This window comes from Mannheimia indoligenes, from assembly GCF_036880405.1.
GTDB lineage: Bacteria > Pseudomonadota > Gammaproteobacteria > Enterobacterales > Pasteurellaceae > Mannheimia > Mannheimia indoligenes.
In genome coordinates this window covers 39,711-58,908 of the sequence record NZ_JBAJJM010000007.1, presented here as the reverse complement: position 1 = coordinate 58,908, position 19,198 = coordinate 39,711, and the positions used below count along the sequence as shown (strand labels likewise).

20 protein-coding genes are annotated in these 19,198 nt (G+C 38.6%); 16 read left to right on the top strand and 4 right to left on the bottom strand.

Annotation, left to right across the window (positions count from 1 at the left end; all coding sequences use genetic code 11):
- Window positions 1-50: 50 nt before the first annotated feature.
- The gene (hisC, locus tag V6W77_RS05340; protein WP_334254016.1) at window positions 51-1,145 is read left to right on the top strand and encodes a histidinol-phosphate transaminase; all 1,095 of its coding nucleotides are present in this window, start codon (window positions 51-53) and stop codon (window positions 1,143-1,145) included.
- 44 nt (window positions 1,146-1,189) lie between these two features.
- Window positions 1,190-2,488, top strand: coding sequence for a 3-phosphoshikimate 1-carboxyvinyltransferase (gene aroA / locus V6W77_RS05335; protein WP_334254015.1), 1,299 nt, complete (start codon window positions 1,190-1,192; stop codon window positions 2,486-2,488).
- Between the two features lie 48 nt (window positions 2,489-2,536).
- Here aroA and V6W77_RS05330 read toward each other — a convergent pair whose 3' ends face one another.
- The 3 genes from V6W77_RS05330 to V6W77_RS05320 all read right to left on the bottom strand — a co-directional run bounded on the left by V6W77_RS05330 (window position 2,537) and on the right by V6W77_RS05320 (window position 5,165).
- Window positions 2,537-3,145, bottom strand: coding sequence for a TIGR04211 family SH3 domain-containing protein (locus V6W77_RS05330; RefSeq protein WP_334254014.1), 609 nt, complete (start codon window positions 3,143-3,145; stop codon window positions 2,537-2,539).
- A 65-nt stretch (window positions 3,146-3,210) separates the two neighbouring features.
- On the bottom strand, window positions 3,211-4,476 hold the full coding sequence (locus V6W77_RS05325) for an inorganic phosphate transporter (protein ID WP_334236322.1): 1,266 nt from the start codon (window positions 4,474-4,476) through the stop codon (window positions 3,211-3,213).
- An 8-nt stretch (window positions 4,477-4,484) separates the two neighbouring features.
- Entirely contained in the window at window positions 4,485-5,165 is a 681-nt protein-coding gene (locus V6W77_RS05320; RefSeq protein WP_334236323.1) for a TIGR00153 family protein, read from the bottom strand.
- A gap of 257 nt (window positions 5,166-5,422) precedes the next feature.
- On the opposite strand from V6W77_RS05320, the gene V6W77_RS05315 reads away from it, so the two are divergent.
- The 8 genes from V6W77_RS05315 to V6W77_RS05280 all read left to right on the top strand — a co-directional run bounded on the left by V6W77_RS05315 (window position 5,423) and on the right by V6W77_RS05280 (window position 12,077).
- On the top strand, window positions 5,423-6,886 hold the full coding sequence (locus V6W77_RS05315) for a replicative DNA helicase (protein WP_334254013.1): 1,464 nt from the start codon (window positions 5,423-5,425) through the stop codon (window positions 6,884-6,886).
- Window positions 6,870-7,184: a YcgL domain-containing protein gene (locus V6W77_RS05310; protein ID WP_428981775.1), complete on the top strand. Its 315-nt coding sequence runs from the start codon at window positions 6,870-6,872 to the stop codon at window positions 7,182-7,184. Before V6W77_RS05315 ends, V6W77_RS05310 begins: the two co-directional genes overlap by 17 nt.
- Window positions 7,184-7,633, top strand: a complete 450-nt coding sequence (nrdR, locus tag V6W77_RS05305) for a transcriptional regulator NrdR (RefSeq protein WP_025236064.1) — start codon at window positions 7,184-7,186, stop codon at window positions 7,631-7,633. Before V6W77_RS05310 ends, nrdR begins: the two co-directional genes overlap by 1 nt.
- Window positions 7,634-7,641: 8 nt before the next feature.
- Window positions 7,642-8,421, top strand: a complete 780-nt coding sequence (gene yaaA, locus V6W77_RS05300; RefSeq protein ID WP_334234633.1) for a peroxide stress protein YaaA — start codon at window positions 7,642-7,644, stop codon at window positions 8,419-8,421.
- Window positions 8,414-8,992, top strand: coding sequence for an ABC transporter ATPase (locus tag V6W77_RS05295; RefSeq protein WP_334254012.1), 579 nt, complete (start codon window positions 8,414-8,416; stop codon window positions 8,990-8,992). The genes yaaA and V6W77_RS05295 overlap by 8 nt, the downstream gene beginning before the upstream one ends.
- On the top strand, window positions 8,989-9,894 hold the full coding sequence (locus V6W77_RS05290; protein WP_334254011.1) for a cation diffusion facilitator family transporter: 906 nt from the start codon (window positions 8,989-8,991) through the stop codon (window positions 9,892-9,894). Before V6W77_RS05295 ends, V6W77_RS05290 begins: the two co-directional genes overlap by 4 nt.
- Window positions 9,894-10,649 carry a Zn-ribbon-containing protein gene (locus V6W77_RS05285; RefSeq protein ID WP_334254010.1) on the top strand — a complete coding sequence of 252 codons (756 nt, stop codon included), beginning with the start codon at window positions 9,894-9,896 and terminating at the stop codon, window positions 10,647-10,649. The genes V6W77_RS05290 and V6W77_RS05285 overlap by 1 nt, the downstream gene beginning before the upstream one ends.
- Window positions 10,650-10,751: 102 nt before the next feature.
- Complete coding sequence (locus tag V6W77_RS05280; protein ID WP_334254009.1) at window positions 10,752-12,077, top strand: L-cystine transporter; 1,326 nt, start codon at window positions 10,752-10,754, stop codon at window positions 12,075-12,077.
- A gap of 54 nt (window positions 12,078-12,131) precedes the next feature.
- Here V6W77_RS05280 and V6W77_RS05275 read toward each other — a convergent pair whose 3' ends face one another.
- Window positions 12,132-12,794 carry an NAD(P)H-dependent oxidoreductase gene (locus tag V6W77_RS05275; protein ID WP_334229201.1) on the bottom strand — a complete coding sequence of 221 codons (663 nt, stop codon included), beginning with the start codon at window positions 12,792-12,794 and terminating at the stop codon, window positions 12,132-12,134.
- A gap of 229 nt (window positions 12,795-13,023) precedes the next feature.
- Here V6W77_RS05275 and pheS point away from each other — a divergent pair, with 229 nt between their 5' ends.
- Genes pheS through cmk form a run of 6 tightly spaced genes read left to right on the top strand, consistent with a single transcriptional unit; the run spans window position 13,024 to window position 19,146 of the window.
- Entirely contained in the window at window positions 13,024-14,007 is a 984-nt protein-coding gene (gene pheS, locus V6W77_RS05270) for a phenylalanine--tRNA ligase subunit alpha (protein ID WP_334229202.1), read from the top strand.
- Between the two features lie 59 nt (window positions 14,008-14,066).
- Complete coding sequence (gene pheT / locus V6W77_RS05265) at window positions 14,067-16,454, top strand: phenylalanine--tRNA ligase subunit beta (protein ID WP_334254008.1); 2,388 nt, start codon at window positions 14,067-14,069, stop codon at window positions 16,452-16,454.
- A gap of 58 nt (window positions 16,455-16,512) precedes the next feature.
- Entirely contained in the window at window positions 16,513-16,812 is a 300-nt protein-coding gene (locus V6W77_RS05260; RefSeq protein ID WP_025236055.1) for an integration host factor subunit alpha, read from the top strand.
- Between the two features lie 52 nt (window positions 16,813-16,864).
- A complete protein-coding gene (locus tag V6W77_RS05255) occupies window positions 16,865-17,389 on the top strand; it encodes an NlpC/P60 family protein (protein ID WP_334254007.1) in 525 nt (174 codons plus the stop codon).
- A gap of 29 nt (window positions 17,390-17,418) precedes the next feature.
- On the top strand, window positions 17,419-18,462 hold the full coding sequence (gene degS / locus V6W77_RS05250; RefSeq protein WP_334254006.1) for an outer membrane-stress sensor serine endopeptidase DegS: 1,044 nt from the start codon (window positions 17,419-17,421) through the stop codon (window positions 18,460-18,462).
- A 9-nt stretch (window positions 18,463-18,471) separates the two neighbouring features.
- The gene (cmk, locus tag V6W77_RS05245; RefSeq protein ID WP_334254005.1) at window positions 18,472-19,146 is read left to right on the top strand and encodes a (d)CMP kinase; all 675 of its coding nucleotides are present in this window, start codon (window positions 18,472-18,474) and stop codon (window positions 19,144-19,146) included.
- Window positions 19,147-19,198: the final 52 nt, after the last annotated feature.

Sequence of the window (19,198 nt, the reverse complement as noted above, 5' to 3'; positions counted from 1 at the left end):
TTTCTCTACTAAAATCACGTGATATTTTAATAAGAAAAACAGAGGTTATTATGCAATTTTTCAACATCGCCAATGAAGGGGTGAAATCGCTTTCGCCTTATCAAGCAGGAAAGCCTATTGAGGAATTAGAACGTGAATTGGGCATTCAAAATATCATCAAACTGGCTTCAAATGAAAATCCGTTTGGTTTCCCTGAAAGTGCTAAACAGGCGATTATCAACCAACTTGATGATTTAACGCGTTACCCTGATTCAAACGGGTTTGAGCTTAAATCGACTATCGCAAAAAAATTCAACCTACAGCCAAATCAAATTACTTTAGGTAATGGTTCAAATGATTTATTAGAACTATTTGCTCATACCTTTGCCAGCGATAAAGATGAAATTATCTATTCACAATACGCGTTTATTGTTTACCCACTGGTTACAAAAGCTATCAATGCCGTTGCTCGTGAAATTCCTGCTAAAAATTGGGGGCACGATTTAGAGGGATTTTTAGCGGCGATCAACGAAAAAACCAAGCTAATTTTTATTGCCAATCCAAATAATCCAACAGGTAACTTCTTAACGCAAGCTGAAATTGAGACTTTCTTAGCAAAAGTGCCAAGCAATGTTATTGTGGTGCTAGATGAGGCTTATACTGAATTTACGGCTGTAGAAGAAAGAATTGATTCTTTCGGCTTATCAGCAAAATATCCGAATTTAATTGTTTCTCGCTCACTTTCTAAAGCCTACGGCTTAGCTGGACTTCGTATTGGTTATGCGGTGTCCAATCCTGAAATTGCGGATTTATTAAATCGTGTTCGCCAACCGTTTAACTGCAACAGCCTTGCACTAGCTTCTGCGATTGCAGTGATGAATGATGATGCTTTTGTACAAAAAGTAGCAAAAAATAACCGCTTGGAAATGGCTCGTTTTGAGGCATTTTGCCAAGCAAACGGATTAGACTATATTCCGTCTAAGGGCAATTTCATCACTATCGATTTTAAACGCCCAGCAGCCCCAATTTATGAGGCATTATTGCGTGAAGGCGTGATTGTTCGCCCGATTGCAGGCTATGGAATGCCAAATCATTTGCGTGTGAGTATCGGGTTGCCGGCAGAAAATGACAGATTTTTTACTGCTTTGTTGAAAGTGTTGGCTTAACAAGCGGTTTCTTTTTATCAAAATTTTACAAATTATAAAAACAAATGGAAAAATTAACATTAAATCCAATTTCCCGAGTAGAAGGTGAAATCAACTTACCCGGTTCAAAAAGCCTGTCTAACCGTGCATTATTACTGGCAGCATTAGCTAAAGGTACAACTCGAGTTACGAACTTATTAGATAGCGATGATATTCGCCATATGCTTAATGCGTTAAAAGCCTTAGGTGTAAATTATGAGCTTTCAGAAGATAAGACTGTTTGTGAAGTACAAGGTATTGGTGGGGCTTTTCAAGCTCAAAATGGCTTATCGCTCTTTTTAGGGAATGCCGGTACGGCGATGCGACCATTAGCTGCCGCGTTGTGCTTAAAAGGGGAGAATAGGGCTCAAATTATTTTGACAGGTGAGCCTCGAATGAAAGAACGCCCAATCAAGCATTTAGTTGATGCGTTACGCCAAGTTGGGGCAGAAGTAGAATATTTAGAAAATGAAGGCTATCCGCCATTAGCCATCACAAATAGTGGTTTAAATGGTGGAAAAGTACAAATTGATGGCTCAATTTCCAGCCAATTCTTAACCGCATTATTGATGTCTGCACCTTTAGCTGAAAATGATATGGAAATTGAAATTATTGGTGATCTGGTATCAAAACCTTATATTGATATTACGCTATCAATGATGAAGGATTTTGGGATAACCGTTGAAAACCGTGATTATCACATATTTTCAGTAAAAGGCAATCAAACCTATATCGCACCACAAGGCAATTATCTGGTGGAAGGCGATGCGTCCTCTGCTTCTTATTTCTTAGCCGCCGGGGCGATTAAAGGTAATGTTAAGGTTACGGGTATTGGTAAAAAATCAATACAAGGCGACCGCTTGTTTGCTGATGTATTAGAGGCAATGGGGGCAAAAATCACTTGGGGTGAGGATTTTATCCAAGCAGAGCAAGCCCCGTTAAGAGGTGTGGATATGGATATGAACCATATTCCTGATGCGGCAATGACGATTGCTACCACTGCCTTATTTGCCGAAGGAGAAACGGTTATTCGTAATATCTACAATTGGCGGGTAAAAGAGACTGACCGTTTAACTGCAATGGCTACGGAATTACGCAAAATCGGGGCAATTGTTGAAGAAGGTGAAGATTTTATCCGTATTCAACCTCTTGAATTGGATAAATTCCAACACGCAGAAATTGAAACTTATAACGATCACCGAATGGCTATGTGTTTTTCATTGATTGCATTGTCTAATACACCAGTAACGATTTTAGATCCAAACTGTACGGCAAAAACCTTCCCGACCTATTTTACTGAGTTAGAGAAATTATCAGTAAGATAGAAATGAAAAAAGGATTTAGTTTTAAGCTAAATCCTTTTTATCTTTTTATTAAGCCCAACCACCACTATTACGTTTACGGCGAGGAATTAAGAATGGTACAAGTAAGCCGAGTAGTAAACCAGCCCCTAAAACAGCACCACCGTAGATAAACCATTGAATTACAATTTCACGCTTTTCAGAATCATGCATTGTTTCTAAATCACGGTTTTTGTTTTTTAAGATTTCCAATTCACGTTTTAACTGAGCGTTTTCTTCTACTAAATCACTACTTTTTTGAACGGCATCTTGCGTTCTACGCTGCATTTCCGCCGTACGTTGTTGCCATTCAGTATCAATTTTGCTCAAACGATTGGTTAAGTCTTGAACCTGTTGATTTAACTGGGGAATAAGCTCTTTTGGGCTTGCGGTATTACTTAAATCAGAATTTAATACCCAGCCTTCACGGTTTCGGGTGTCTCTAATTAAGCTATAACGATCTTTTTTGTCTAATACCGTTACCTTTTCTCCTGCTTGGATTGCACCGGCAATTCTAAAATTATCCCCTGCACCTTTACGCATATAGGTATTAAGATTTTCACTAATATATTGCGTTTGAGCAAGTGTAGGGAATGCCGTGCAGAACAGTAGTCCCGAAAGTAAATAAACGGTTTTTTTCATAATGCTCCTTGCAATTTAAAATAGAAAAGGGGTAAGCAGAGTTACCCCTTAAAAGAGTAAGTGGATTAATGAAAAATTGCACTTAAGATATAGTAAATCACAATGGATAGCAATGCCCCTGCCGGTAAAGTAATTACCCAAGATGCGATGATATTACGAATTACGCTCAGGTTTAATGCCGCAATACCTCGTGCAAAAGCTACACCAATAACTGCACCTACAAGTGTTTGCGTTGTAGAAATTGGAAGCCCTGTACCGGATGCTATTACTACTGTAGCTGAACAAGCAAACTGAGCTGCAAAACCACGACTTGGTGTTAAATCAGTAATACCTGTGCCGATAGTACCCATTACTTTATGACCCATTACCGCAAGACCAACTGCAATACCTACCGCACCTAATGGTAAAACCCAAGGAGCCATAACTGTTTTTCCTTCAATCACACCGCCGTGATCAACAATAGAAACCACCGCAGCTAAAGGACCGATAGCATTAGCAACGTCATTTGAACCGTGTGCGAAAGCCATTGCACAAGCTGTAATCAGCATTAAAATACTGAATACTTTTTCTACACCGCTAAACGTAGAGTTTTCTTTTAAGCTTGCTTTGAAAGCATTACTACGAAGATAAAACACACAAATAATGGCACAAACTACAGAAATTGCAGCGGAAAGAAGAGCCGTCTGTAAACCACTAAGATCCAAACCAACGTGTTTTAAGCCTTTTTCTAGCGTAACGATACAAATAATAAATACTGTTAGAGCTGTATAATAAGGAGCATATTTCTCAGCATTTGCCATTGGGTTTTCAGTATCAAAAATCATTCTTTGTGTAGACACAAAGATAAGGTAGGCAACAACACCAGCAATAAATGGCGTAATAAACCAGCTACCCACAATACCGCCAAATTGTCCCCATTGTACTGCTTCCATACCTACAGATACGATAGCAAAACCCACAATAGCACCGATAATTGAGTGGGTAGTAGAAACAGGCCAACCTTTTTGTGAGGCTACAACTAACCAGATACCTGCAGCAAAAAGGGCTGACATCATACCTAGAATGAGAATATCCGGGCGACCAATGAAAGCATCAGTTGAAATAATACCGCTTTTAATTGTTTCAGCTACTTCACCACCGGCAAGGTAAGCTCCAAAAAACTCGAAAACTAACGCAATATAGATTGCTTGTTTTGCGGTAATGGTGCGAGAGCCAACAGCAGTTCCCATTGCATTTGCAACGTCATTTGCACCGATACCAAATGCCATAATAAAACCAAAAACGGCTGTAATGACAACAATAATAAAACCGTAGTTGTTAATCAGTTCCATTGTACTTCCTATGATTTAGCTAACATCAATTCAATGCGAGAACCGATTCGCTGTGCTTGATCGGCTAAAATACTGATACGTTCGATACATTTGTATAAGAACATCACATCAATCGGATTAAGTGTTTTTTCCAATGATAACAGAGTATGGCGTAATGTAATTTGGTATTGATCAGTGTCGTCTTCGATCTGGTCGAGTTCAAGAATCATCTTATTAACGAAGTCCAGCTCTCTACCTCTAAAGCCGGTTTCTAATAGTTCATCCATTTCATCTAATACTTTGCGTACTTGACGGCTGGCATCAATACTACGAGAAAGGAATTTTTTGAATAATGGTTGCATTTCCGCAGGAATAACTAGCTGACGTCCGATAATGCGACCTGAAATATCTCTTGAATAATTTGCAAGTTTGTCTAATTGTGTTACTAGCTCTAACAAATCCGTTCTTTCTAACGGCATAAATAAGCCACGAGGAAGTTTTAGGCGGATTTCACGTTTTAGTGAGTCTGCACGGCGTTCTAAATCAACAATTTGACCACGAACTAAAGAGGCTTTTTCCCAATTATGTTCAAAAGTAGCCTCAAAAAAAGATTCTAGTAATTCGCTACATTCTACCACTTTATTCGAGTGTTTTTGTAACGGTTTAAGTGGGGACTGGGCGAATAAACCTAAAATGTTATTCAATGCCATAGAATATCTCCATAGTGATAAATTTAAAATGATTTCCTATTTGAAATCCTGCGTATTTTACTTGATGTATCAGCAAAGATCACGGTGTAATGAGTGTTTTTTAAACAAGCGGTCGGGTTTTGTAAGCATTTTGCAAAAATTTAAAGAAATTTGACCGCTTGCTATTGTTTGAATAAGGTATAAAAAAATGCAAATTTCAATTTAATGTAAATTCCGATAAACTATACCAATCAAACTTTATTTAATAAGAGATGAAAATGGCAGAATATAACGGCACACCTCGTGAAAAAGTAAAAGATAAGCAAGTTGAGCAGATTAGCATTTCTCCGCATTCTATTGAGGCAGAGCAGGCAGTGCTTGGAGGCATTATGCTAAGTAACGATCATTGGGATAATGTGGCTGAGCGTGTGCAACCGCACGATTTTTATAATTATGCTCACCGCATTATTTTTGAGCAAATGGCAGATCTGGTACGTGCTAACAAGCCTGTTGATATTATTACCCTTGACCAATTGTTAAAAGATAAAGGCGTATTACAAGATGTCGGCGGTTTTGCCTACCTTGCAGAACTCTCTAAAAATACCCCAAGTGCAGCAAATATTCTTGCTTATGCGGATATTGTTCGAGATCGTTCCGATTTAAGAAGTGTTATCAGTGCAGGCAATCAAATTGCGGAAATGGGTTATAAAACCAAAGGGCGAAATTCTAAAGAGGTTTTAGACGAAGCTGAACGTATCGTATTTGAAATTGCCGAAAAGAGAAATAATGCTAATGAAGGTCCGCAACGCATTGATGATATTTTGTTAAAAACGTTGGCGAGAATGGATACCTTGTCTAAAAATCGTCATAACGGTGGGGTAACGGGCGTTTCCACAGGCTTTACCGATCTCAATAAAAAAACGGCTGGATTACAGCCTTCGGATTTAATTATTGTTGCTGCTCGTCCTTCAATGGGAAAAACGACTTTTGCGATGAATTTATGCGAAAATGCCTCGCTCATTGATATTGAAGATAAAGACGATTTAGATGAAAACGGCAATCCGAAGAAAAAGCCGGCAAAACCTGTACTGATTTTCAGTCTTGAGATGCCAGCCGATCAAATTATGATGCGTATGTTGGCTTCACTTTCTCGAGTGGATCAAACCAAGATTCGAACAGGGCAAATCTCAGACGATGAAGATACGGCTAAAATTTCCACTACAATGGCAATTTTGCAAGAACGTAATAATATTTATATTGATGATAGTTCAGGCTTAACGCCAACAGAGCTTCGTTCCCGAGCGAGACGTGTTTACCGTGAAAACGGTGGTTTGAGCTTGATTATGGTCGATTATTTACAATTAATGCGTGCTCCGGGTTTTGCCGATAACCGAACGCTTGAAATTGCGGAAATTTCCCGTTCCCTAAAAGCATTGGCAAAAGAATTAGAAGTCCCTGTGGTGGCTCTTTCACAGCTTAATCGTAGCTTAGAGCAACGTGCAGATAAACGTCCGGTAAACTCGGATTTGCGTGAATCCGGCTCTATTGAGCAAGATGCGGACTTAATTATGTTTATTTACCGTGATGAAGTTTACAATGACAATTCTGATCTGAAAGGCATTGCCGAGATCATCATCGGTAAACAACGTAACGGTCCAATTGGACGAGTGAGATTAACCTTTCAAGGACAATATTCCCGATTTGATAACTATAGTGGTGGACATTATGACGATGAATACTAAACCAATGGCACTTTGTGCGATTTATAAAAGCAAAGCAAAAGATGAAATGTATTTATATGTAGCAAAGCGAGATCAATTTGAACAAGTTCCGGAGACTTTACGTCAAATATTTGGCAAACCTGAATTTGTGATGATGTTCAATTTAGCAGGCGATAAACAGCTGGTTCGAGCTAAAAACGAAGAAGTTTTGCAAAAATTAGTAGAGCAGGGTTACTATTTACAAATGCCACCGCCGCCGGAAAATTTGCATAAAGCTTTTATCGCACAGCAAGCAGCACAACAAAAAGGGGAAAAATAATGCGTTGCCCGTTTTGTTCAACCGAAGAAACCAAAGTGATTGATTCACGTTTGGCGGCAAACGGCTACCAAATTCGCCGTCGCCGTGAATGTGTGGGGTGCAAAGAACGCTTTACCACCTTTGAATCGGCAGAATTGGTTGTGCCTTATGTGATTAAAAATAACGGCAGTCGAGAGCCGTTTGATGCTGAAAAGCTCAGAATGGGCTTAAGACGTGCTTTAAACAAACGCCCTGTGAGTGCTGATGATGTAGAAAAAGCCATCAGCCAAATCATCATTCAGCTACAAGCAATGGGCGAGCGAGAAGTGCCAAGCCGTCATATCGGCACACTTGCAATGAATGCGTTAAAACAACTAGATAAAGTGGCTTATATCCGTTTTGCCTCTATTTATTTGAGTTTTAGCGATATTGAGGAATTCACAAAAGAAATTGAAAAATTAAAAGAGTAAAAGATCGTATGTTAGCCATTATTTCCCCTGCTAAAACCCTTGATTTTGAGACTAAAATTGACGGATTTGCATTTTCTCAGCCAAATTTGACCGCTTACAGCCAAGAATTAATTGATATTTGTAAACAACTTTCGCCTGCTGAAGTGGGGAGTTTGATGTCAATTAGCGACAAATTAGCTGCACTTAATGTTGCTCGTTTTACTGAATGGACGCTTGAACATAACGAACAAAATGCGAAAGCGGCAATTTTTGCCTTTAAAGGCGATGTTTATACAGGCTTGGATGCCGAGAGTTTAACCAAAGCCCAAGTGGAATATGCTCAAAATCATTTACGTATGCTCTCAGGCTTATATGGTTTATTAAAACCGCTGGATTTAATGCAGCCATATCGTTTGGAAATGGGAACGAAGTTATCGAATTCAAAGGGCAAAGATCTTTACGCATTTTGGGGGAATATCATCACTGAAAACCTACAAAAAGCGATTGATGAACAAGGTGATGATATTTTAGTTAATCTCGCCTCTGATGAATATTATGGAGCAGTTAAGCCTCAAAATCTAAATGCAACAATCATCAAGCCGGTTTTTTTAGACGAGAAAAACGGTAAATATAAAGTGATCAGCTTCTATGCGAAAAAAGCGAGGGGAATGATGGTTCGCTTTATGTTGGAAACTCAACCAACTAAAGTTGAACAGCTCAAACAGTTTAACTACGGTGGTTATTGGTTTGATGAGGAAAGTTCAACCGCAACAGAATTGGTGTTCAAGCGAGAAGAACAAAATGATTAAGCGTTTATTTAGCAGGCAAATGCTATTTGCTCCTACTATTTTGATAATGGCAGGCTGCGTTAGCCAAAGTAATCAATTTGCTGTGCCGGAAAAAGTGGATTTTCAAGGGCAGACTTACATTAAAGTTACGACAAATCAGCTTGATGAAATGCAGCATTTACTTTACTTACCTGAAATTGGTGAGAAAAATGCTGAAAATTGGGAAAAAGGGATTTTGTTTTTCTTAGATAAAAACAGTAAAAATCAGACGTTGGAACAACGATCCGCTTTTCGTCAATCCAGTTTTGCCAAACAACAAGATGTGATTGCGAAATTTAAGATTGAGCAAAACGAACTCCAGAGTAATGTAATTTATCCGCCAACAGAACGTTTTAATAATGTAATGCTAGAAGTAACGCGTGGGCGTAATTTGGATTGTGGTTATGGGCAGATCCAATTTTCAGATAAAAAATCGTTGAATAACACCGAATTTGCAAAAAAATCGAAAAATTTGACCGCTTACAGCCAAGCAATGACAAAACTTGCTTTTGAATTTAATCAACTTGCTTGGTTAGTTGAATGTAGAAAATGACAGAAAATTATAACAAATTAGTGAAACGAGCTGCGAATTTTGCCATTATTATTGCGGTTTCACTTATCATTATTAAAGCCTTTGCCTGGTGGCAAACTGGCTCGATTTCCATTTTAGCGGCAATGACCGATTCGGTTGTGGATCTGTTTGCCTCTCTTACTAATATTTTAGTGCTACGTTTTGCACTTCAACCTGCTGATGATAATCACGCTTTCGGACACGGCAAGGCTGAATCTTTGGCGGCACTTGCACAAAGTGCTTTTATTTCCGGTTCGGCAGTGTTCTTGCTATTGCAAGGCTTCCATAAATTAACCAATCCGGAATTGATTACTCAATCACATATTGGGGTAATTGTCAGTATTGTTTCTATTATAGCGACAGCTATTTTAGTGTTATACCAACGTTATGTGGTGAAAATTACGCAGAGCCCGGCAATTGAAGCAGATTCGCTACATTATCAAACAGATTTATTTATGAATGCGGCGATTTTGGTAGCAATGTTACTTAACGGAGCAGGTTTTATTTATGCAGATGCGATTTTTGCTATCGGTATTGCTCTTTATATCGCCTTCAATGCGGTAAAAATGTTTTGGGAAGCGGTACAAACCTTACTCGATAAATCATTACCCGATGAAGAGATTGAGCAAATTAAAGAAATTGCCTCTCATCACCAAAATATTTTAGGTATTCACGATATTCAAACTCGCCGAGCAGGGGCAGTACGTTTTATCCAACTGCATTTGGAGTTAGATGATCATTTAACACTATTGGTGGCTCACGATATTACCGATAGCCTTGAGCAGAAATTGTTAGAAGCTTTTCCAATGTCAAAAGTGATTATTCATCAAGAACCGACCACAGTGGTTAAGCAAGAATTTCAAGATATGGCAGAGAATATTTAATGTATCAAGTTATCGTTCATTTTAGTTATCAACATTTTGAACAAGACCCTGTCACGTTAATTGGGCAGGTTTTAAATCAGTGGCTATATAATGGGCAAGTTATCGGCAGAGAAATGCCGATAACCTTTCATCAAACAGAATTTCAAGCCAGAGTTTGCACACCAGAGCAAGATAGTTTATTGCCAGCTAATAACAGCGATGAAGTAAATGAAGCACTATTACAAGCGGTCGAAAATGGTGTAACTTTTACTAGTTTTGAAATTGTTGGGCGTGATTATCAAGGCGAGGAAACGAGCCATAGTAAACAACCTAAATTCCAAATTCTATACACAACGCATCTAGATACCTGTTCACCACTTTATGATGGCGAGCAATTTGCCCCTATTCCGCTTTATCGTTTGAAAGATCAAGTGTTAAGTGAAGCATTATTAGATTGGCAGCAGAATTGGCAAGCGTGTGATCTCTTGCAAATGAAAGGAGATATTTTAGAAGAAAGTGCGTTAATGCAGATCTCGGATAATAGAAGTGAATTGGCAATATCCGGCTTAGATTTATGCAAACAAGTGGAAGAAAAAACGCAGATTCCAACTTTTTATTATCTCTATCGCTTAGGTATCGATGAAATGGAAGAACACAATAGGAAATGTCCATCTTGTAATGGCGAGTGGAAGTTGGCATCTCCATTACACGATATTTTTCATTTTAAATGCGATCATTGCCGTTTAATTTCTAATCTAAGCTGGGAGTTGTTATAACTTTTAGTTATGATAAAGTAACAATTCGTCTTTTAGAAATGCCGTAAACATAATAACCTTGCGACATTTTTTATTATATGACTATTTATATTAGGAGGCTTTGTGCTTATTCTAAATTTAGCGGTTTTTGCTGCTATTTTATTTTTACTGGCAAGAATTTATAAATCGACGCAAAAACTGGGGCAAACCGTATTTATCGGCTTAGTGTTAGGTCTTGCAAGCGGTGTAATTTTACAAACTTTTTACGAAAAACCACTTATTGATGCAACACTTGATTGGATCAATTTAGTAGGTAACGGTTATGTACGTTTATTACAAATGATCGTAATGCCGCTTGTTTTTGTTTCAATTCTATCTGCGATTACCCGTTTAAAAGAAGCGGGAGCATTAGGCAAAATCAGTTTTGGTGTGCTGTCAGTATTATTAGTTACCACAGCAATTTCTGCCGTTATCGGCATTGCGTTGGTTTATCTATTTGATCTTTCAGCAGAAGGGTTAGTCGCTGGCACACGTGAAATTGCTGCACAAGAAAAAGTCGTGGGGCGTGCAGAGCAAGTGAGTAACTTATCGGTGCCGGCAATGTTACTTTCTTTTATTCCTAAAAATCCGTTTTTAGAATTGACAGGTGCAAATCCGACTTCCATTATTAGTACAGTAATTTTTTCCGCTTTATTAGGTTTTGCTGCACTAAGTTTAGGTAAAGAGGACAGAAATTTAGGTGAGCGTATTGCTCAAGGCGTAGAAACCTTGAATAAATTAGTGATGCGTTTAGTTCGTTTTGTCATTCGTTTAACGCCTTACGGAGTGTTTGCGTTAATGATCAAGATGGCGGCAACTTCGCAATGGAGTGATATTGTAAACTTAGGCAGCTTTATTGTTGCTTCTTATATCGCAATGGCGTTGATGTTTATCGTACACGGTATCTTGCTATTCATCGCCAAAGTGAACCCGTTTGATTATTATAAAAAAGTTTTACCGACATTAAGTTTTGCTTTCACTTCACGCTCAAGTGCAGCAACGATTCCGCTGAATATTGAAACGCAAACGAACAAATTAGGCAACCATAGTGTGATTGCAAACTTTGCTGCAACCTTTGGGGCAACTATCGGTCAAAATGGCTGTGCGGGGATTTATCCTGCGATGTTAGCGGTAATGATTGCACCAACAGTCGGCGTTGATCCCTTTAGTTTAAATTACATTTTAACGCTGATTTTAGTTGTGGCTATTTCATCATTTGGGATTGCAGGCGTTGGTGGTGGGGCAACATTTGCCGCGATTGTAGTGCTATCAACCTTAAACTTACCGATTGAGTTAGTGGGACTATTAATTTCTGTTGAACCACTTATCGATATGGGAAGAACTGCATTAAATGTAAATGGGGCAATGGTAGCCGGCACAATTACAAATAAATGGGTAAAACCAGAATAAATGAGATAAAAATGGGCGAAATAAATCGCCCATTTTTATAAATTCCACTTTAGATTATTCAATCCACTCAATCACTTCTTCTACCGGTTTGCGTGATTTTTTCTTAATATCTTTGTTGCGGTAGCCAAAAGTTACCATACACGAAATACCATATTCATTGAGATCAAATAAGCCTTCATCAGCTAAAATCTGATTTACTTTATCATAATGGAAACCTTCAATCGGGCAAGAGTCAATACCGATTAAAGCCGCACCGCTCATCATATTACCTAATGCGATATAGGTTTGTTTGGTACTCCAATCAAATAAAGCTCTCTCACTTTCTAAAATTTTCATATCTTCTTCTTGGAAACTTTTATAGCGAGCGATAGAGCCTTCAATTTGTTGTTCGGTTAAACCACGTTTAATCAGTGAATCTCTTAAATATTGTGAGTCATAGCGAACGTTTTTCTTAGCAAGAATGATCACTAGATGGCTCATTTCTTCCATCGGGTGCTTAATTCCCCAAGAGAACGGTGCAATTTTGCTGCGAATTTCAGGATTTTGTAGCACTAAAAATTTCCAAGGTTCAGAACCTACCGAACTTGGCGAAAGACGACCGAGCTCTAAAATGTAATCCATATCCGCTTTGCTTATTTTGCGGGCAGGATCATAATTACGGCAAGCAGAACGGAAATTAAAAGCCTCTAAAACTTGTTGTTTACTAATATTGAACATCGTTTTTTCCTTTGTTAGTAGCTTAAAAATGTTATTTATAATAACCCTTTTCAAACTTAAAGCCAATTTAATCACTCAAGGCTTGCAAAAAAATGCAGAAATATGACCGCTTGTATCAAAATCCTTTACCTTAAAAATCAACAATTTAGCAAAACGCTACATTTACTTTTTTTTACTAACGTATTATCATTCCCCTAATTTTAAATCATCAAAATTATTAGAGGATAGAATGCACAACTTAGAAGGTTTAGTTGCACAAGCAGTTGATGCTGTGAATGCAGCAAATGATATTGCGACATTAGAAGCATTGAAAGTGGAATATTTTGGTAAAAAAGGGCATTTCACTGCCTTAATGCAAGGTTTGCGTGATGTACCGGCAGAAGAGCGACCAGCAGTCGGTCAAAAAATCAATGATGCAAAACAAATTGCTCAAGATGCGTTAAATGCGAAGAAAGAGAGCTTAGAAACTGCCGAATTAAATGCTAAATTAGCCAATGAAAGTATTGATGTGTCATTGCCGGGACGTAAAACCGAATTAGGCGGCTTACACCCTGTATCTATCACGATTGAACGTGTAGTGAAATTCTTCTCGGAATTAGGTTTTACGGTGGCAAATGGTCCTGAAATCGAAACCGATTACTATAACTTTGATGCGTTAAATATTCCTGCTCATCACCCTGCTCGTGCCGATCACGATACGTTCTGGTTTGATGCAAAACGTTTACTCAGAACCCAAACTTCCGGCGTGCAAATTCGTACGATGGAAACTGTAAAACCACCAATCCGCATTGTAGCTCCGGGGCGTGTATATCGTAACGATTACGACCAAACTCATACACCAATGTTCCACCAAATCGAATTACTTTATGTGGATAAAAAAGCAAACTTTACTGAATTAAAAGGTTTGATCCACGATTTCTTAAAAGCATTCTTTGAAGAAGATTTACAAGTGCGTTTCCGCCCATCATTCTTCCCATTCACCGAGCCTTCAGCAGAGGTGGATGTAATGCGTCAAAACGGAAAATGGTTGGAAGTATTAGGCTGCGGTATGGTTCACCCGAATGTGTTACGCAATGTAGGCATCGATCCTGAAGAATACAGCGGTTTTGCAGTGGGTATGGGCGTTGAGCGTTTAACTATGCTTCGCTACAATGTAACGGATTTACGCTCATTCTTTGAAAATGACTTACGTTTCTTAAAACAATTTAAGTAATTCGCTCACAACAAGCGGTCAAAAAGAACAAAAATTTTGCAAATTAAAGGATATAAATAATGAAATTCAATGAATCTTGGTTGCGTGAATGGGTTAATCCAGCCATTACTACAGAGCAATTATGCGACCAAATTACAATGTTAGGTTTAGAAGTTGATGATGTAGAGGCGGTAGCAGGTGCATTTTCAGGCGTGGTTGTGGGCGAAGTGGTAGCGTGTGCTCAACATCCGGATGCCGATAAATTACGTGTAACTAAAGTAAATGTAGGCGGCGAGCGTTTATTAGATATCGTCTGCGGTGCTCCAAATTGCCGTCAGGGCTTGAAAGTGGCGTGTGCAGTGGATGGTGCGGTTTTACCGGGCGATTTCAAAATCAAGAAAACCAAATTGCGTGGTCAGCCGTCAGAAGGAATGTTATGTTCTTACTCGGAGCTAGGTATTAAAGAAGATCATAGCGGTATTATTGAACTACCAGCTGATGCACCTATCGGTCAAGATTTCCGTGAATATTTGAATTTGAACGATGTAGCGATTGAAATCAGCTTAACGCCAAACCGTGCCGATTGCTTAAGCATTTCAGGTATCGCTCGTGAAGTGGGTGTGATTAACCAAATTGATGTGAAAGCACCGGTAATTACTCCTGTGGCAGCGACTATTGCGGATAAAGTTACGGTGGAATTACAAGCCCCTGAAGCTTGCCCTCGTTATTTATCCCGTGTGGTGAAAAATGTGAATGTAAAAGCGGCCTCACCATTATGGTTGCAAGAAAAATTACGCCGTTGTGGTATTCGTTCTATCGACCCAATCGTGGATATTACTAACTTAAGTTTATTAGAACTCGGTCAGCCGATGCACGCCTTTGATGCGGCAAAAATTGATGGCAATATCCAAGTGCGTATGGCGAAAGATGGCGAAGAATTAGTGTTATTAGACGGCACAACGGCTAAATTGCAAAGTAATACACTTGTGATTGCAGATAGCAAAGGTGCGTTAGCGATGGCGGGTATCTTTGGGGGCGAGGCAAGTGGTGTGAGTGAAAATACCAAAGATGTGGTATTAGAAGCGGCATTTTTTGCTCCATTAGCGATTACCGGTCGTGCTCGTCAATATGGATTACATACTGATGCTTCCCATCGTTTTGAACGTGGTGTTGATCCGGAATTAACCCGTAGAGCGATGGAGCGAGCAACCGCATTATTATTAGAGATTTGTGGTGGTGAAGCTGGTGAAATTGTAGAAGCTGTGAGCGAAGAAAATCTACCAAAACGTAATACTGTCAAGTTACGCCGCAGTAAATTAGATTCGGTTATCGGTCATCATATTGAAGATGTAACCGTAACCGATATTCTAACTCGCTTAGGTTTAAATGTAACTTTCTCAAATGACACTTGGACGGCAATTGCTCCAAGCTGGCGTTTTGATATCGAAATTGAAGAAGATTTAATTGAAGAAGTCGCTCGTATCTATGGATACAACAGTATTCCAAATAATTCTCCGCTTGCACATTTAACAATGAAAGGCACACCGGAAAAATTATTGGAAGCAAACCGTATCCGTATGGCACTGGTGGATAGCGATTACCAAGAAGTGATTACTTATAGCTTTGTAGATCCGAAAAAACAGGAATTATTACATCCAAATCAAGAGGCGTTAATTTTACCTAACCCGATTTCAAGTGAAATGTCGGCGATGCGTGTTTCACTTTTAACCGGCTTATTAGATACTATCGTTTATAACCAAAGTCGCCAGCAAAACCGTGTGCGTATTTTTGAAGGCGGTTTACGCTTTATTCCTGACAGCAAAGCAGAGTCAGGTGTTCGCCAAGAGTATGTATTTGGTGCAGCGATTGTGGGCGATAAACGCCCTGTGCATTGGGAAGCAAAAAACGAAGCAGCGGATTTCTTTGATTTGAAAGGTGATATTGAGCGTGTTCTTTCATTAACCTCTGTTCGCCACGATTTACAATTTGTGGCAAAACAGTTTGCAGCATTACACCCAGGGCAATCTGCTGCGATTATGTTAGACGGCGAAGAAATTGGCTTTATCGGTACGGTTCACCCATCAATTGTGCAGAAACTCGGCATTAAAGGCAAACCGATTGTGTGTGAAATTTTAGCCTCTGCGATTGCAGAGCGTACTGTTGCACAAGCGGGTGAAATTTCACGATTCCCTGCAAATAACCGAGACATCGCAGTTGTGGTGGATGAATCTGTACCGGCAGGAGAAATCTTGAATGCTTGCCGTAAGGCAGCTGGTAGTCAATTAGTTGGCTTAAATTTATTCGATGTTTATCGTGGTGCAAATTTAGCTGAAGGTAAGAAGAGTTTAGCGATTAGTTTGACTGTTCAAGATAAAGAAAAAACATTAGAAGAAAGTGAAATTAATGCTGTCATTCAAAAGGTATTAGTTGAATTGGCAACAAGTTTCAATGCGGTACTTCGTGATTAATCATCAAATAAAATATGGCTGGTGTCATACCAGCCATAAAAATAAATAAGGATCAATTATGGCACTTACCAAGATTGAAATTGCAGAAAACCTAATTGAAAAATTAGATTTAGAAAAGCGTGTTGCTAAGCAATTTGTTGAATTATTTTTTGAAGAAATTCGAGCATCTCTTGAGAATGGTGAGGAAGTAAAATTATCAGGTTTTGGTAATTTTTCACTTCGAGAGAAAAAAGCAAGACCCGGTCGCAATCCTAAAACAGGCGAGAATGTAGCAGTATCTGCTCGTAGAGTAGTAAGTTTTAAAGCAAGTCAAAAATTGCGTGAACGTATTGAGCAGGCGAATATTCAAGTAGAATAATAAGCTTATATTTCATAGACAATGATGTAAATGCTCAGAATAGGGGTATTAAATGAAATTAGTAAAAAAATGGCTATCATTAGGCGTTTTTCTAGCAAGTGCAATCGTATTATCTGCCTGTTCAAGTTCAGATAGAACAGCCTCCAAAGCACAAGCAAGAAGTAAAATTTACCATTCAACCTATCACGCAGATCTTTCTGATCCTATTATGGCAATTAGCCGTTTAAGTGAACACCAGTATGAATGGAAAGGAACACGCTATCGTTTAGGTGGTAATAGCAAATCAGGAATTGACTGTTCCGGTTTTATGCAGGTTACCTTTAGAGATTTATTCGGAATTAGTTTACCAAGAACAACTAAAGATCAAGCCAAAGAAGGGGAGCGAATTTCTAAGCGAGAATTGAGAACCGGGGATTTAGTTTTCTTTAATACAGGCAGAGGTCCAAACGGTAAACACGTTGGTGTTTATGTTAAAAATGGACAATTTCTTCACGCCTCAACAAAAGGTGGTGTGATCTACTCTGATATAGATTCTCCTTATTGGTCAAAAGCATTTTGGCAAGCACGCCGTTTATAATTAAGTAATTAAGTTTCAAGGGATTCACAATGCTGAAAAAAATCGGGCAAGCGGTCATTTTTGGACTTTTTTGTGCAATTTTAATTTTGTTCATTGCTCCCTTATTTCAACATAAAAGTAATGGATTTTCCTTTTTAGCATTAAATCAGAGAGAAATTGCCAGTTACAACCAAGCTGTAAGAATTGCATCGCCAGCAGTAGTAAATGTGTATAACCGAAATTTTAGTGCTGAAAATTCAGCATTTGAAGTTAAAAATTTAGGCTCGGGCGTGATTATGAGTAATGATGGTTATATCTTAACAAATAAACACGTTATTGATGATGCAGATCAAATAGTTATTGCTTTGCAAAATGGTTTAATTTCAACAGATGTAAAATTAGTTGGTGCGGATTCTCTTACTGATTTAGCCGTACTCAAAATAGAGGCTGAAAATCTGCCGACAATACCACAAAATACCGAGCGAAAAATTGAGGTTGGAGATGTGGTTTTAGCCATCGGTAATCCGTTAAATCTAGGTCAGAGTATTACTCAAGGTATAGTCAGTGCCATTGGGCGAAATACTCTAACAGAAAGTGGGCGACAAAATTTTATCCAGACGGATGTGTCTATCAATCAAGGAAACTCAGGTGGTGCATTAATTAATAGTGCAGGAGAACTTATTGGTATTAATACCTTGCGTTTAGGTAAAAATACTAATGAATTATCTGAGGGATTGAATTTTGCTATTCCCATTAATCTGGCTAACCAGATTATGCAAAAAATTATTCGAGATGGTCGTGTAATTAGAGGTTATTTTGGCGTAAGTACAGATTTATTTGATACAGCTAAAATGCAAGGCTATGAAAAAGGCGTAATTATTGGTGATGTAAGTAAAAATGGTCCAGCAGCTAAAGCTGGTATTCAAGCTGGAGATTTGATTCTTAAAATCGGTAACGTTGAAGCATTATCGCCTTCACAAATGATGGAAGCACTAGCTGAAATGCAACCATATTCTACAGTTCGCGTGATTGTTCAACGTGGTAGTCAATTATTAAATTTTGATGTAACTATTACTGAGTTACAAGCACAATAGGGTAAAGAAATGGAAAAAATAGTTATTACAGTTGATGGACCTAGCGGTGCTGGGAAAGGTACACTATGCCACGTTTTAGCAGAAAAACTGGGCTTTGATTTTTTGGATTCTGGGGCACTATATCGAATTACTGCCCTAAGTGCAGTAAAAAAGGGTATTGCACTGGATGACGAAGAAAAATTAGCGGAACTAGGGCGTAATCTAAATATCCAATTTATGCCTGCAAATGGCGAAATTAGTGTGATTTTAGATGGAGAAAATGTAGGCAATCAAATTCGTACTGCTGAAGCAGGGCAGAATGCTTCTAAAGTCGCTGCTTTTCCTAAGGTAAGAGAGGCATTATTAGAACGTCAAAGAGCCTTTAGTACTGAAAAAGGATTGATTGCAGATGGTAGAGATATGGGGACAGTCGTATTCCCAAATGCTCAAATTAAGCTCTTTTTAGATGCAAGTGCAGAAGAACGTGCAAAAAGACGCGTAAAACAGTTGCAAGAAAAAGGATTTAATGCTAACTTTGACGAGATTTTAGCCGAGATAAAAGAACGTGATTTTCGCGATAGAAATCGTGCAGTTGCTCCCCTTGTCCCTGCTAAAGATGCGTTATTGTTAGACTCAACGTATTTATCCATTGAAGATGTGGTTAAACAAGCGTTAGATCATATCGCTCAATATATTAGATTTTAGTTTGTTGGCTTTACATAGGATTTGTTTAGCTTTTATTACCAACCCCGTTTAA

Bases quoted from the DNA above. Each gene is read 5' to 3' on its own strand.
- V6W77_RS05290 (WP_334254011.1), top strand. From the start codon at position 8,989: ATGACAGAAAATTATAACAAATTAGTGAAACGAGCTGCGAATTTTGCC.
- hisC (WP_334254016.1), top strand. From the start codon at position 51: ATGCAATTTTTCAACATCGCCAATGAAGGGGTGAAATCGCTTTCGCCT.
- V6W77_RS05255 (WP_334254007.1), top strand. From the start codon at position 16,865: ATGAAATTAGTAAAAAAATGGCTATCATTAGGCGTTTTTCTAGCAAGT.
- pheT (WP_334254008.1), top strand. From the start codon at position 14,067: ATGAAATTCAATGAATCTTGGTTGCGTGAATGGGTTAATCCAGCCATT.
- V6W77_RS05295 (WP_334254012.1), top strand. From the start codon at position 8,414: ATGATTAAGCGTTTATTTAGCAGGCAAATGCTATTTGCTCCTACTATT.
- cmk (WP_334254005.1), top strand. From the start codon at position 18,472: ATGGAAAAAATAGTTATTACAGTTGATGGACCTAGCGGTGCTGGGAAA.
- V6W77_RS05320 (WP_334236323.1), bottom strand. From the start codon at position 5,165: ATGGCATTGAATAACATTTTAGGTTTATTCGCCCAGTCCCCACTTAAA.
- V6W77_RS05330 (WP_334254014.1), bottom strand. From the start codon at position 3,145: ATGAAAAAAACCGTTTATTTACTTTCGGGACTACTGTTCTGCACGGCA.
- V6W77_RS05260 (WP_025236055.1), top strand. From the start codon at position 16,513: ATGGCACTTACCAAGATTGAAATTGCAGAAAACCTAATTGAAAAATTA.
- V6W77_RS05315 (WP_334254013.1), top strand. From the start codon at position 5,423: ATGGCAGAATATAACGGCACACCTCGTGAAAAAGTAAAAGATAAGCAA.
- V6W77_RS05275 (WP_334229201.1), bottom strand. From the start codon at position 12,794: ATGTTCAATATTAGTAAACAACAAGTTTTAGAGGCTTTTAATTTCCGT.
- nrdR (WP_025236064.1), top strand. From the start codon at position 7,184: ATGCGTTGCCCGTTTTGTTCAACCGAAGAAACCAAAGTGATTGATTCA.
- V6W77_RS05310 (WP_428981775.1), top strand. From the start codon at position 6,870: ATGACGATGAATACTAAACCAATGGCACTTTGTGCGATTTATAAAAGC.
- degS (WP_334254006.1), top strand. From the start codon at position 17,419: ATGCTGAAAAAAATCGGGCAAGCGGTCATTTTTGGACTTTTTTGTGCA.
- aroA (WP_334254015.1), top strand. From the start codon at position 1,190: ATGGAAAAATTAACATTAAATCCAATTTCCCGAGTAGAAGGTGAAATC.
- V6W77_RS05325 (WP_334236322.1), bottom strand. From the start codon at position 4,476: ATGGAACTGATTAACAACTACGGTTTTATTATTGTTGTCATTACAGCC.
- V6W77_RS05285 (WP_334254010.1), top strand. From the start codon at position 9,894: ATGTATCAAGTTATCGTTCATTTTAGTTATCAACATTTTGAACAAGAC.
- pheS (WP_334229202.1), top strand. From the start codon at position 13,024: ATGCACAACTTAGAAGGTTTAGTTGCACAAGCAGTTGATGCTGTGAAT.
- yaaA (WP_334234633.1), top strand. From the start codon at position 7,642: ATGTTAGCCATTATTTCCCCTGCTAAAACCCTTGATTTTGAGACTAAA.